Below are 13,917 nucleotides of genomic sequence, written 5' to 3' on the forward strand. Positions count from 1 at the left end.
ACTCACTCCTCATGAAAATCATGAATCATCGTTTTTAGCTTTTTGCTAAATCCAATGTCAGTTATGCCCAACACCACTCTGCTTTCTTTTCCAATTGCGTAGCCTAATTCATAGCGTGTAGCAAAAGTTAAAAGTGTTACATGATAAGTTGCACATTTATTTTTTATTGTTTTTGTAACATTTGCTGCAGCATCTTCTGAAAGTATGACAAGTTTAACATTGCCTTTTCTTAACTCACTTATGACAATTTCTTCGCCAGTCTTAATCTTTCTAGCTCTTGTTGCCAGACCAAGAAGATTTAAAATTTGATCTTTCTTTTCTATACTCATTTAGGTATACGCTCACGGTAAATTAAACGAATGATTTCTTTATAGACAGGTTCAAGTGTTTCTTTATTACTGTCAAAATAACGTTCTAACTTTCCTTGTTTCTGTGCATTTTCAATAACTTCTAGATCTTTAGAAACATATGCACCGCGACCTGGTGCTTTACCTGTCGCATCTGCTGTTATTTCGCCTTCTTTATTTTTAACGACACGAATCATATCATTTTTAGGTTTCATTTCATTTGAAAGTATACATTTACGCATTGGTATCTTTTTCTTTTTCATGATAAAAGCACCTCACTTTATGATTCTTCAGTTGAAATAATGCCTGCTTCTCTTGCATCAGTTTCTGATTTAATATCAATCTTCCAACCTGTTAATTTCGCAGCAAGTCGTGCATTTTGTCCACGTTTACCGATTGCTAATGATAATTGATAATCTGGTACGACAACTGTAGTCGATTGATTTTCTTCGTCTACAATAACTTCTACAACTTGTGAAGGACTTAAAGCATTTCTTACGAATACTTTTGGATCTTCGTCCCACTCAACGATGTCGATTTTTTCGCCACCTAATTCATTAACGACTGCTTCAACACGAACACCTTTAGCACCAACACATGCACCTACAGCATCGATATCGCCATTTTCTGAAGTGACACTAATTTTAGAACGGTCTCCAGCTTCACGTGCTACAGATTTAACAATTACAGTACCATCATAAATTTCAGGAACTTCTTGCTCGAATAAACGCTTTAATAAACCAGGATGTGTACGTGATACAAAGATTTGAGGACCTTTAGTCGTTTGTTCAACTTTATTCACATATACTTTAATACGTTCATTTGGTAAATATTGTTCATTTGGACTTCTCTCAGCTTCAGAAAGTACAGCTTCAGTACGGCCTAAATTAACATATACATAACGATGGTCGACTCTATCGATAACACCTGTTACAATGTCATCTTCTTTATCAATAAACTCATCATAAAGAATGCCTCTTTCAGCATCTCTTAAACGTTGCATAACTGCTTGTTTAGCTGCTTGAGCACCAACACGACCGAAGTCTTTAGGTGTAACGTCTTCTTCAAAGACATCTCCAATTTCGTATGCTGGGTTTGTAACTAACGCTGTATCTATTGCTACTTGATCTCTATAATCTTCAACATCTTCTACAACGTCTTTTCTTGAAATAACTCTATAAGTACCTTCATCAAGATTCAATTCGATTCTAACATTTTTGGCACTGTCATAGTTCTTTTTGTAAGCTGTGATTAAAGCCGCTTCTATTGCATCAATAAGTACCTCACGAGGTATTCTTTTTTCCTTTTCAAGGTATTCAATTGCAAGTAATAATTCATTACCTTTCACAATGTATCCTCCTTTATATTATAACATTACTGATCGACGTGCTTTAGCGATTTTCTTGCGTGGCAACGTGACATTTTTAGTTCTTGTTTTAATTTTCACTTCTAGCGTTATAGATGTTTCAGTAACTTCTTTTAAAACGCCTAACCATTCTTTATCTCCTTCAACAGGTTCGTATAACGAGATAAATACAGGTTGTTCAATTGCATTTTGATAGTCTTTTTCTTTTTTCAATGGGCGTTCTGCACCAGGTGAAGATACATCCATGAAATAAGGTTCTTTAATAGGATCTTCTTTGTCCATAACTTCACTAATCTTTTCAGAGGCAATTGTGCAGTCGTTCAAATCAACGCCACCGTCTTTATCAATTGCAATACGTAGATAATAGTCTGATCCCTCTTTGACATATTCGACATCTACAAGTTCATAATTTAAATCTTCAAGTATTGGTTGAATAATTTCCTCAACGTGTGCTGCAACTTTACTCATAATGACCTCCCTCTTAATACAAACAGAAAAGAGCGGGAAATGTCCCACTCTTTAAACGTCAGAGTATTATTTTAAGCAATAACAGTATATCACATAATGGCGCTATGCTCAAGAACATGCATTATAAATCAAATATTGAAAGCTGAGCTTTATCAGGCATATTTGGTAATGATCCAAGTTCATCGAGATATTCGATGATTTTTTGTGATACACCTGCTTTTTTATTAAGGTCTTCTTTAGCTAAGAATGGACCTTCTTCTCTTGCTTCAACGATACGTTTCGCAACGTTTTCACCTAGTCCAGGAACTGCGATAAATGGTGGAATAAGTGAATCACCTTCAATTTTGAATTCAAACGAATCACTTTTCTCTAAGCTGACTGGTTGGATTTTGTATCCTCTATGTGCCATTTCATTTGTTATTTCTAAAACTGTTAATACATCTTTTTCTTTTTTAGCTAATTCATGGAATCGGCTATAATATTCTTTCACCGTTGCTTTAATAGACTCTTTATCTTTTGTCATTGTTTTTAAATCAAAGTCTGTCGCACGTACTGTAAAGTAACTTGCATAATAGAACAACGGATGATGAACTTTAAAGTATGCAATTCTTAATGCCATTAGAACGTATGCAGCAGCGTGGGCTTTAGGGAACATGTATTTAATTTTTTTACATGAATCTAAATACCAATCTGGTACATTATTTTCTTTCATAGCTTCTTCGAATTCATCTGTTAAACCTTTACCTTTACGAACTGCTTCCATAATTTTAAAGGCAAGTGATGGTTCTAAGCCGTTATACATTAAGTAAACCATGATATCATCACGACAACCGATAACACTTGATAAATCACATGTACCTGATTTGATTAACTCTTGTGCGTTTCCTAACCAAACGTCTGTACCGTGTGATAACCCAGATATTTGTACGAGCTCTGAAAAAGTAGTTGGTTTCGTATCTTCAAGCATTTGTCTAACGAATCCTGTACCGAATTCTGGCACACCAAATGTTCCAGTCTTACAAAGAATATCTTCTTCTGTTACACCTAATGATTCAGGTGTACTAAAGATTTTCATTGTTTCTTTATCGTCTACTGGTATTGTCTTAGGATCAATGCCTGATAAATCTTGTAACATTCTAATCATTGTTGGATCATCGTGTCCTAATATATCCAGTTTCAAAATATTATCATGGATAGAATGGAAGTCGAAATGCGTTGTTTTCCATGGTGATTTCTGATCGTCGGCAGGGTATTGGATTGGTGTAAAATCATAAATATCCATATAATCTGGTACAACAATGATACCACCTGGATGTTGCCCAGTTGTTCTTTTAACACCGGTACATCCTTTAACAAGTCTATCAACTTCAGCTGCACGTTTATGAATACCTTGATCATTTAAATATCCTTTAACATAACCAAAAGCTGTTTTTTCAGCAACAGTACCGATTGTACCTGCTCTGAATACTTTGTCTTCACCGAACAGTACTTTCGTATAATTATGGGCTACTGGTTGATATTCACCACTAAAGTTCAAGTCAATATCCGGTACTTTATCTCCTTTGAAACCTAAGAATGTTTCAAACGGTATATCTTGTCCTTCTTTAATCATATCAACATGACATTTTTCACATTGTTTATCTGGTAAGTCGAAACCAGATCCGACTGAACCATCATCAAAGAAATGACTTTCTTTACAAGATGGGCAAATATAATGTGGCGGCAATGGATTCACTTCAGTTATTTCAGTCATTGTCGCAACAAAACTAGATCCGACAGAACCACGCGAACCAACTAAATAACCATCATTCAAGGATTTCTTAACTAACCTTTGTGAGATTAAGTAAATAACCGCAAAACCATTTCCGATAATACTTTCTAATTCTTTTTCAAGTCGATCAATTACGATTTGTGGTAAGTCTTCACCATATAATTTTCTAGCATTCTCATAACTCATTTCACGAATTTCTTCATTCGCACCTTCCATATTAGGTGTATATAATTCATCCCTAATAGGTATCACGGTTTCGAGTCTATCTGCTAAGTCGTTCGTATTTTTAACAACAATTTCATATGCTTTTTCTTCACCTAAGAAGTGGAATTCGTCTAACATTTCATCAGTTGTTCTAAAGTGTGCTTCAGGTAATGTTTGTCTATTCAATGGATTACCTGGTTGAGAGGCGATTAATATTTTTCGTGCAACAGCATCATGTTCGTATAAATAATGGGCATTTCCTGTTGCAATGACTGGAATATCAAGTTTCTCACCAACGCTTAATATACGAGTATATATTTCTTCCATCGTTTCATTATCTTTGATTAATTCTCTATCAATTAAATCTTGATATAAGCCTTTAGGTTGAACTTCTATATAGTCATAATATTTCGCAACTTTTTCAACTTCATCTTGGTCTTTTTGCATAACCGTTGTAAATACTTCACCTTCATCACATGCACTACCTACTAGAATACCTTCTCTATATTTGTTTAATAACGAGCGTGGTATACGTGGTGTACGATAAAAGTAATCTACTAATGAGGCACTGACAATTTTGAATAAATTTTTAAGTCCGACTTGGTTTTGTACGATTAGCGTTACATGTGAAGGTCTTGCACGTTTATATGCTTCATCATTTGATAGCTTCTCGTTTATTTGATTATGATTATGAACATTGAGTTCTTCTAACTGTTTTAACATCTTAATAAAGATATGTGCTGTTGTTTCCGCATCATAAATCGCTCTATGGTGTTGTGTAAGTTCTACACCATATTTTTTAGCTAAGAAATTCAAACCATGTTTACCATATTCAGTATTCACTGTACGTGATAATTCAAGCGTATCGATAACACCATTTGTCGTAGCACCAAGTCCGATACGTTCAAATCCTGTATCTATAAAGCCCATATCAAATGATGCGTTATGCGCAATATAAATTGCGTCTCCAACCCATTCATGGAAATCTTTTAGAACTGTTTCAATATCAGGTTGTCCACGTAACATTTCGTCTGTAATACCAGTTAAATTTTTAATTGTTTCTGATAGACGTTCTCCTGGGTCAGAAAAACGTTCAAAGGTATCAATTACTTCGCCATCTTTAACCTTAACAGCCGCTAATTCTATAATTTGATCATATTGACTTGAAAGTCCTGTTGTTTCAACGTCAAATACAATATACGTTGCAGTCTTAAGCGGAATATCTTGTGACTTGTACGCAATCGGCACACCATCATCTACAAGCATACCTTCCATACCATAAATCATTTTAATACCATTTTTCATGGCAGCTGCATGCGCATCTGGATATCCTTGAACACCATTATGGTCTGTTATCGCGATTGCTTTATGTCCCCATTTAGCAGCTTGTTCAACATACTTACCGATATGTGTAATGCCATCCATTTGACTCATAGATGTATGTAAGTGAAATTCAACTCTTTTTTCATCTGCTTTATCAAGTTTAGGAGACTTCTTAATTTCATGGATATCCGTCATCATCATCACTAAATCACGTATAAATTGATCTTGTTCAATTCTACCTTGTGCTCTAACCCATGTACCTACTTTTAAAGCTTTAAAATGTTCAAGGTCATCTTTACCTTTTCTCGTAAACATTTTAAGTATAAGTGAATCGGTATAGTCCGTAATTTTTAATGTGACAATATGTCTACCACTTTTAAGTTCTTTCATTTCGATATCAAAAATAACACCTTCAAGTGCTACTTTGAATTCTTCTTCGATAATATCTTCTATTTTGCGAATAGAATCTACTGGAATGTCTTTACCTATTTGACATCGTGATACAGCATTTTCATTATCACTAGATTCTGCTTTTTCTTTCTTCATACGTTCCATTTTTTCTGATGCAATTCGTGCAGCTTCTTCATCTTCTTGTTGGATGTGCGCTTCAAATGATTCAAGTTCTCTTCTCATTTGTTCTTCATTATCCATCGTTTCGAATATAACACGACTTATTTGAAAGCCACATTTCTGGAGCGCTTTTACTAATGAACCATTGACACGCTTATCGAAATAATCGCGTTCAATATCATTGTTCACTTGAACTTTCACGATATCATCAGCAAAGATAATAGGCTTTTGTTTAAGTTGATGTTTCACTTTATCACTTAATTCAGTACCATCAATACAATGTGGAATGTATTTCAATATATGTTCATCTATTTGTTCTTTAGTTGTCACTTCAATTGTCCAATCAACTTGCGCAATACTACTAAAAGTATTTTTCAGTTGATTTGTAAAAACAAGATACATTTCACTTGATAAATAATATGGCAACTTTATGTAGAAATGCCACAATCTTTTTGATTGGGACACATCAATTCTTGTAAGTTCACCTTGTTCTACGACATCTTTATCAAGTTCATCTGTTATGTTCATTTGCGTGAGAAGCGTTTGGAATTTCTCTTGCCCTGTCATTGACACTTATACGACCACCTTCATCAAAATGAAAAAGAGGCTAATCATTAAATAGCCTCTTTAAATATCTTATATTATATCAGATTTAGTTGTTTTTATCAGTCTATTTTACTGCATCATAGAAAGTAGCAAGTACTTCATCTAATTCATCAATATGGACTTCTTTACTTTCTGAATTATCACGACGTTTTACTTCTACGATACCTTCTGAAGCTTTCTTACCAACCATAACACGTACTGGTAAACCTATTAAATCTGCATCATTAAATTTAACCCCAGCACTTTCTTTACGATCATCATATAAGACATCATATTTATTTTGCAATTGTCCATAAAGTTGATCTGCTAATGCTTGTTGCTCTTCTTTTTTAGGATTAATCGCAATTAAATGTACTTCATAAGGTGCAATAGCTTTTGGCCAAATAATCCCTTTATCATCATGATGTTGTTCAATTGCTGCTGATAATGTTCTAGAGATACCAATACCATAACAACCCATAATAAGTGGTTGTGCTTTACCTTGTTCATCTAAGAATGTCGCATTCATACTTTCAGAGTACTTCGTTCCAAGTTTGAAGACTTGACCAACTTCAATACCTTCAGCGAATTTCGCAGTACCTAAATCACCTGGTAATGCTTCTCCTTCAAGAATAAATCTGAAGTCTCCATATGCTTCAATCTTAAAGTCTCTATCTACGTTCGCATTAATAAAATGATAACCTGTTTCATTTGCTCCAACAGCTAAATTATTAATATCTTGAACGAAATTGTCTGCATAAATTTTGATTTGGTCTACGTTAACTGGTCCTAGACTTCCAGGTTTAGCACCTAAAATATTCACTATTTCAGACTCAGTTGCCATTTCGATATTATCTGTTTTGAAATATGATTTTAATTTAACATCATTTACTTCATGATGACCTCTAATTAATATCATGACATATTCATCATCAACTTTAAGAATCATTGATTTAATAATTTTATCTAAAGTCACATTTAAAAAGTCTGCTAATGCTTGTGCTGTCGTCACATTAGGCGTTTCCACTTTTTCTATATCTTTTAATGGTGTATGTTCATGATTAGGTGTGTAAGCTACTTCAGCTTTTTCAATATTTGCAGCATAGTCACTTGTTTCACTATAAACAATTGTATCTTCACCAATATCAGCTAATGCCATAAACTCATGCGTGTGGTCTCCACCGATAGCACCAGAGTCAGCAAGTACTGGTCTAAAGTTTAAACCTACTCTTGTAAAGATATTATGATAAGCATGATACATATCTTGGTAAGTATCATCTAATGAATCTTCATTAGCATGGAAAGAATAAGCATCTTTCATAATAAATTCACGGCCACGTAATAATCCAAATCTTGGACGTTGTTCGTCTCTAAATTTAGTTTGAATTTGGAATAAAGTGATTGGTAAACGTTTATAAGATTTCAATTCATCTCTTACAAGAGAAGTCACAACTTCTTCATGTGTAGGTCCTAAACTAAATTCACGTTTATTACGATCGTGCAATCTCATTAACTCTGGACCATACGCATCCCATCTACCTGATTCTTTCCAAAGTTCAGCTTGTTGTAACACAGGCATAAGCACTTCTACGCCATCAATTTTTTCCATTTCTTCACGTACAATTTGCTCAATTTTGTTGAGTACACGTTTTGCAGTTGGTAAATAGCTATATATACCTCTTGCATTTTGTTTAATCATACCTGACTTTAATAAAAGTTTATGACTAATTGCTTCCGCTTCTGCAGGAACTTCTCTTAATGTTGGTATAAATATTTTCGACTGTTTCATAAGTTTCCTCCTATAAGCTACATGAAGTACCTTTGAATATCATTCCATGTAACCATAATCATTACAAATATTAAAAATACAGCACCAATTGAAAGCATAACCATTTCTGCTTTTTTATTAATCGGTCTTCTGAAAATCATTTCATAAATAACAAATAATAATCTTCCGCCATCTAAAGCTGGAATAGGTAATAAATTCATAATACCTAAGTTAACACTTAATAACGCTGTGTAACCCATTAATGTAATAAATCCTTGCTTCACAATAGAATCTACATTGCTATATATACCAACAGGTCCATTTAACATATCAAAGGAGAATCCACCCGTGAATATGCTCGTAATCAAGCCAAGAACTGCTTGGAATATTAATTGACCTGCCACTATTGTTTTTTCAATACCTGCAATTAATGGACCAAACACTGTGTGTTCTGTCGGTTGTGCAACTCCAATAATGTATCGTGTTTCATATTTACCTTTACTAACTTCTAGTTTATCTTTTTTAGCTGCTACTTTGAAAGTCTTTTCTTGACCATCACGATTAACTTTGATTTCTACAGGTTCAGTTTTCTTCTCTTTAAAAATAGGTTGTAAATCTGTAAACTTTTGAATTTTTTGTCCATCTACTGATAGAATTTCGTCACCTTTTTTAATACCTGCAGTTTGTGCAGGAGCACCGTCTTCTAAATCTCCAAATACTGGTTCATTCGTTGGCACACCATTCCAATAAGCAAGCCCAATAAAAATAACAAAAGCAAGAATAAAATTAAATAACGGACCTGCAAATAAAGTTAAGAATCTTTGATAAGGCTTTTTAGACATTAATTGTCTATCTTTAGGTGCAATTTGTATTAAATCTCCACCTTGAACAAAGTAAGCTTCTCTCGCTATTTTAAAATGATGTCTTTCTTCATCGCTTGCTGTAATACCTTCAATGAAAATATCATTTTCGAAATCACTATCTTTAATTTCAATATGTTCAATTTGTTGGAATTTATGTTGATCATCCATAATAACATGTGTTATTTCGTTTTGATCGTTTAATTTAATTGCGATATGCATACCTGGTGTTAATGGATTTTGTTCTAATCCATCTCCAGCCATTCTGACATAACCACCTACTGGAAGTAGTCTAATTGTATAAAGTGTTTCATTTTTCTTATATGAATATATTTTAGGTCCCATACCTATGGCAAACTCTGGGCACATGATACCTGCACGTTTCGCAAAGAACATATGTCCATATTCATGTACTGTCACTAATAGTCCAAATACAAAAATAAATGCTAATATTGTATAAATCACGCCTACACCCCGTAATCCTTAGATTTATATGTAGCATCAATTTTTAGAATCGTTTCTAAATCTGGATGCTCAATAACTTCATGGTTTTTCATTGCTTCCCCAATCATGTCTTCAATTTCCAAAAATGTTATTTCATTGTTTAAGAACTTATTTACAGCTACTTCATTTACAGCATTTAAAACAACGGGCATTGTACCACCTATTTTAATGGCTTCATAAGCATACTGTATACATTTAAAGCGATCGAAATCCATTTCTTTAAAATTCAACTGTCCAATTTGAGCTAAATTTAATTTTTCTGCATCTCTTGTATATCTTTCTGGATATGTAAATGCATATTGAATGGGTGTTCTCATATCTGGTGTACCCAATTGTGCAATCACACTCGTATCCTTAAATTCAACCATAGAATGAATAATACTCTCTTTATGTAAGACAGTTTCAATTTGATCAATATCTAAATCAAATAACCATTTTGCTTCAATGACTTCTAAACCTTTATTCATCATTGTCGCAGAATCTATCGTAATCTTTTGCCCCATAGACCAGTTAGGATGGTTGAGCGCTTCATCACGTGTTACAGACTTTAATTCTGCTCGTGTTAAATCACGAAATGATCCACCACTCGCAGTTATGATTAATTTATTAACCTGTTCTTTCTTCTCACCATTTAAACATTGAAATATCGCTGAGTGTTCTGAATCTACAGGTAGAATGTTAACATTATGTTCTCTAGCTTTTGACATCACAAGTTCACCCGCTGCAACTAAAGTTTCTTTATTCGCTAGTCCTATATCTATACCAGCCTCTATAGCTGCGATAGTAGGTCTTAAACCTATACTACCGACAATTGAATTTAATAAAATATCGGTATTATGGTATGTTGCAACTGCTAATAAACCTGCGTCCCCATGTACAATTTCAATATTTAAATGTTTAAGTTTATCTATATCTTCTTCATTTTGAACAGATATGAGTTCTGGATGAAATTCTTCAATTATATTCTGTGCATAAGCAATATTTTTACCGACTGAAAATGCAACTAAATTAAATTGTGATGCATGTTCTCTTATAACATCTAATGCTTGCTGTCCAACAGAACCACTAGCTCCTAAAATAGCTATATTTTTCAAAGACTTCACCCCAATTTACAATTGAAATAGGAATAGATTTAACAGTGGTAATACAAAGATAAAGCTATCAAATCTATCTAATATACCACCATGTCCTGGCATAATATTCCCTGAATCTTTCACACCGAAATGTCTTTTAAGCCCTGATTCTACTAAGTCACCTAATTGTCCAAACATACTTAATAACATCGTTAATGGAATTAATAACCATAATGATACATCCATATCAAAATATTGTCCAAAAATAACTGCAACGATTAAACTTGAGAAAATGCCGCCAATAAATCCTTCAATCGTTTTGTTCGGACTAATTAATGGCCAAAGTTTATGTTTACCAAATAATCTACCAAATATATATGCACCTGTATCAGTTAACCACACTAATAATAATGCGAATAAGATAAATTGTAAGCCATGTTCTCTTGTCTCATAGAAATACATAAAGCCTATTCCGATATATGTAACGGACATGACACAGAAAGAGGCATCCATAAAATTAAATCTATTTTTAGACATCACTGTATAACTCAACATTAAGAAACTCATAACGATTAGAAGTCTAAGTTGAACACTTATATCGTTATTAATGAGTTCTTGAGGCAATAATATTATACATAGCGAAACAGTGGACAAAAAACCTGGTATAGAAATAATTGATAAATTATTCATATTTAAAATTTCTTTTAAAGCAATAATCGCTAATAAATACGCTAACGCTATTACGGGTAATCCACCATATATTACGACTGGAAGAAATACAGCCATAGCAACAATTGCCGATATTGTTCTTGTCTTCATTTTTATCTCCTTTACAGCCCACCAAATCTTCGTTGTCTCGACTGATAAATTTTTAAACAGTCTATGAGTGATTGTTCATCAAAATCTGGCCACAGTGTCTTAGTAAATATAAATTCACTATAAGATGATTGCCATATTAAAAAATTACTTAATCTTTCTTCACCTGATGTACGAATGAGCAACTCTGGATCTGGAATATCTGAAGTGAATAAATATTTCTTTATATTATCTTCACATAGATCATCAATTGTTAAATTGCCTTCTTCAACTTCATGGTAAAGTTCTTTAACAGCATTAAGAATTTCTGCTCTACCACCATAGTTCAACGCAAACACAAGATTTAGCCCTGTATTATGTTTCGTTTTTTCGATAGCTTCTTCAATTGCATTTTTAGTATGCTTAGGCAAAGCTTCGGTAAAACCAATCGTTGTGACTTTAACATTTTTTTCGATCAATTCAGGTAGAAAAGTCTTTAAAAAATCAACCGGTAATTTCATTAAATATTTCACTTCATCTTCTGGTCTCGACCAATTTTCCGTAGAAAAAGCATATAAAGTCAAATATTTCACACCTAAATCACTTGCTTTACGTGTTATTTTCTTAACCGTTTGCATACCTTCATAATGTCCTTTTATACGAGGCATTTTTCTATTTTTAGCCCATCTACCATTTCCGTCCATAATAATTGCTATATGTTCAGGTATCGATAATTCATTGTCTTGATTATTTATTTGTTGTTTTTGCTTTATAAACTTTTTTATCATAGCGTCCTCCATCAAACAAACGCGAATTTATATGTAAAATTAATTAAACATATCGTAATACATTTTATCACAAAAAGAGTGATTCTGTTATATATAAAGAAAAAACCGTACCAAAGTCTGATTTGGTACAGCTCTTATCTTTAAACTTCCAAAATGTCATTTTCTTTTTGAGTCGTTAAATCATCTATTTGTTTGATGAAATCATTTGTAATGTTTTGAACTTCTTCAGTTTGATTTCTTAAATCATCTTCTGTAATTTCGCCATTTTTTTCTTGTTTCTTCAAATCTTCATTTGAATCACGACGAACATTACGAATTGCAACTTTAGCATTTTCAGCTTCTTTTTTAGCTTCTTTTACTAATTCTTTTCTGCGTTCTTCAGTTAATGCTGGTACTGAAATTCTAATAACTGTACCATCACTTGTTGGATTAACACCTAAGTTAGCAGCATTTATTGCTTTAAGTACATCATCAACTGATGATTTGTCATATGGTTGAACAACTAACAAACGCGCTTCAGGTACTGAGATACCTGCTAATTGTTGAATAGGTGTTGGAACACCGTAATACTCAACATTTACTCTTTCTAAAAGATTCGCATTTGCATGTCCAGTTCTAATACCAGCTAAATCTCTATTGAAACTTTCAATAGTTTTGTTCATTTTTGACTTCGTTTCTTGAATAACATCTGCCATGGAATTACACCTCAAGTTTATTTTGTAATAATCGTACCGATTTCTTCACCTTGAACAGCACGTTTAATATTTCCTTCTTCCATAATTGAGAATACAACAAGTGGGATATCATTGTCCATACAGAATGATGAAGCAGTTGAATCCATAACTTGTAATCCTTCTTGTAACATTTGAATATATGTTAATCTTTCGTATTTTTCTGCTTTAGGATCTACTTTAGGGTCAGCAGAATAAACACCATCAACATTGTTTTTACCCATTAAGATAACATCAGCCTCAACTTCAGCTGCTCTTAAAGCTGCAGTCGTATCTGTAGAGAAGTAAGGATTCCCTATTCCCGCTGCAAATATAACGACTCTCTTTTTCTCTAAGTGACGAATCGCACGTCTTCTAATATATGGTTCAGCAACTTGTTTCATTTCGATTGAAGTTAATACACGAGTATCACAATCTAATTGTTCTAAACTATCTTGTAATGCTAAAGCATTCATAACAGTGGCTAACATGCCCATATAATCAGCTGTTCCACGATCCATACCTAAATCGCTTCCAGTTTTACCTCTCCAAATGTTTCCGCCACCAACGATTACAGCAACTTCGCAATCCATTTGAGCAACTTCTGACACTTGTTGAGCGATACTTTTAATTACGACTGGGTTAATGCCAAAGCCTGAATCTCCTGCTAAAGCTTCACCACTTAGTTTTAATACGACGCGTTTATATTTAGAATTCTTAGTCATCTTGATCCCTCTCTATGCTTATAATTAGGTCTTTATATATAACGAAAGAAGACACAAAGC

At 33.5% G+C, this 13,917-nt stretch carries 12 protein-coding genes; all 12 read right to left on the minus strand.

Translation table 11 applies throughout. The annotated features are described in order from the left end of the window. Positions 1-2: 2 nt before the first annotated feature. The 12 genes from LQ677_RS01075 to pyrH all read right to left on the minus strand — a co-directional run bounded on the left by LQ677_RS01075 (position 3) and on the right by pyrH (position 13,857). Entirely contained in the window at positions 3-329 is a 327-nt protein-coding gene (locus LQ677_RS01075; protein WP_025905336.1) for a ribosomal L7Ae/L30e/S12e/Gadd45 family protein, read from the minus strand. Then, positions 326-610: an RNase P modulator RnpM gene (gene rnpM, locus LQ677_RS01080; protein ID WP_025905335.1), complete on the minus strand. Its 285-nt coding sequence runs from the start codon at positions 608-610 to the stop codon at positions 326-328. Before rnpM ends, LQ677_RS01075 begins: the two co-directional genes overlap by 4 nt. 17 nt (positions 611-627) lie before the next feature. Further along, a complete protein-coding gene (nusA, locus tag LQ677_RS01085) occupies positions 628-1,695 on the minus strand; it encodes a transcription termination factor NusA (protein WP_239748023.1) in 1,068 nt (355 codons plus the stop codon). Positions 1,696-1,713: 18 nt separating this feature from the next. Further along, complete coding sequence (rimP, locus tag LQ677_RS01090) at positions 1,714-2,181, minus strand: ribosome maturation factor RimP (RefSeq protein ID WP_037587791.1); 468 nt, start codon at positions 2,179-2,181, stop codon at positions 1,714-1,716. A gap of 121 nt (positions 2,182-2,302) precedes the next feature. Beyond that, positions 2,303-6,622: a PolC-type DNA polymerase III gene (locus LQ677_RS01095; protein ID WP_374199833.1), complete on the minus strand. Its 4,320-nt coding sequence runs from the start codon at positions 6,620-6,622 to the stop codon at positions 2,303-2,305. Between the two features lie 97 nt (positions 6,623-6,719). Next, positions 6,720-8,423: a proline--tRNA ligase gene (locus LQ677_RS01100; protein ID WP_037587786.1), complete on the minus strand. Its 1,704-nt coding sequence runs from the start codon at positions 8,421-8,423 to the stop codon at positions 6,720-6,722. A 17-nt stretch (positions 8,424-8,440) separates the two neighbouring features. Further along, a complete protein-coding gene (rseP, locus tag LQ677_RS01105) occupies positions 8,441-9,727 on the minus strand; it encodes an RIP metalloprotease RseP (RefSeq protein ID WP_037587784.1) in 1,287 nt (428 codons plus the stop codon). A gap of 2 nt (positions 9,728-9,729) precedes the next feature. Beyond that, entirely contained in the window at positions 9,730-10,860 is a 1,131-nt protein-coding gene (locus tag LQ677_RS01110) for a 1-deoxy-D-xylulose-5-phosphate reductoisomerase (protein ID WP_204255126.1), read from the minus strand. A gap of 15 nt (positions 10,861-10,875) precedes the next feature. After that, positions 10,876-11,658: a phosphatidate cytidylyltransferase gene (locus LQ677_RS01115; protein ID WP_037587782.1), complete on the minus strand. Its 783-nt coding sequence runs from the start codon at positions 11,656-11,658 to the stop codon at positions 10,876-10,878. Between the two features lie 11 nt (positions 11,659-11,669). Next, positions 11,670-12,422, minus strand: coding sequence for an undecaprenyl pyrophosphate synthase (locus LQ677_RS01120; RefSeq protein WP_025905327.1), 753 nt, complete (start codon positions 12,420-12,422; stop codon positions 11,670-11,672). A gap of 140 nt (positions 12,423-12,562) precedes the next feature. Next, positions 12,563-13,117, minus strand: a complete 555-nt coding sequence (frr, locus tag LQ677_RS01125; protein ID WP_037587780.1) for a ribosome recycling factor — start codon at positions 13,115-13,117, stop codon at positions 12,563-12,565. A 17-nt stretch (positions 13,118-13,134) separates the two neighbouring features. Beyond that, on the minus strand, positions 13,135-13,857 hold the full coding sequence (gene pyrH / locus LQ677_RS01130) for a UMP kinase (protein WP_025905325.1): 723 nt from the start codon (positions 13,855-13,857) through the stop codon (positions 13,135-13,137). Positions 13,858-13,917 lie beyond the last annotated feature (60 nt).

The organism is Mammaliicoccus sp. Q-M61 (genome assembly GCF_022386055.1).
GTDB classification, from domain to species: domain Bacteria; phylum Bacillota; class Bacilli; order Staphylococcales; family Staphylococcaceae; genus Mammaliicoccus; species Mammaliicoccus sciuri_A.

What these genes read in the sequence shown, in the direction of transcription:
- LQ677_RS01075 (WP_025905336.1), bottom strand. Translation starts at nt 329, where the DNA reads ATGAGTATAGAAAAGAAAGATCAAATTTTAAATCTTCTTGGTCTGGCA.
- LQ677_RS01120 (WP_025905327.1), bottom strand. Translation starts at nt 12,422, where the DNA reads ATGATAAAAAAGTTTATAAAGCAAAAACAACAAATAAATAATCAAGAC.
- pyrH (WP_025905325.1), bottom strand. Translation starts at nt 13,857, where the DNA reads ATGACTAAGAATTCTAAATATAAACGCGTCGTATTAAAACTAAGTGGT.
- rimP (WP_037587791.1), bottom strand. Translation starts at nt 2,181, where the DNA reads ATGAGTAAAGTTGCAGCACACGTTGAGGAAATTATTCAACCAATACTT.
- LQ677_RS01100 (WP_037587786.1), bottom strand. Translation starts at nt 8,423, where the DNA reads ATGAAACAGTCGAAAATATTTATACCAACATTAAGAGAAGTTCCTGCA.
- LQ677_RS01115 (WP_037587782.1), bottom strand. Translation starts at nt 11,658, where the DNA reads ATGAAGACAAGAACAATATCGGCAATTGTTGCTATGGCTGTATTTCTT.
- rnpM (WP_025905335.1), bottom strand. Translation starts at nt 610, where the DNA reads ATGAAAAAGAAAAAGATACCAATGCGTAAATGTATACTTTCAAATGAA.
- frr (WP_037587780.1), bottom strand. Translation starts at nt 13,117, where the DNA reads ATGGCAGATGTTATTCAAGAAACGAAGTCAAAAATGAACAAAACTATT.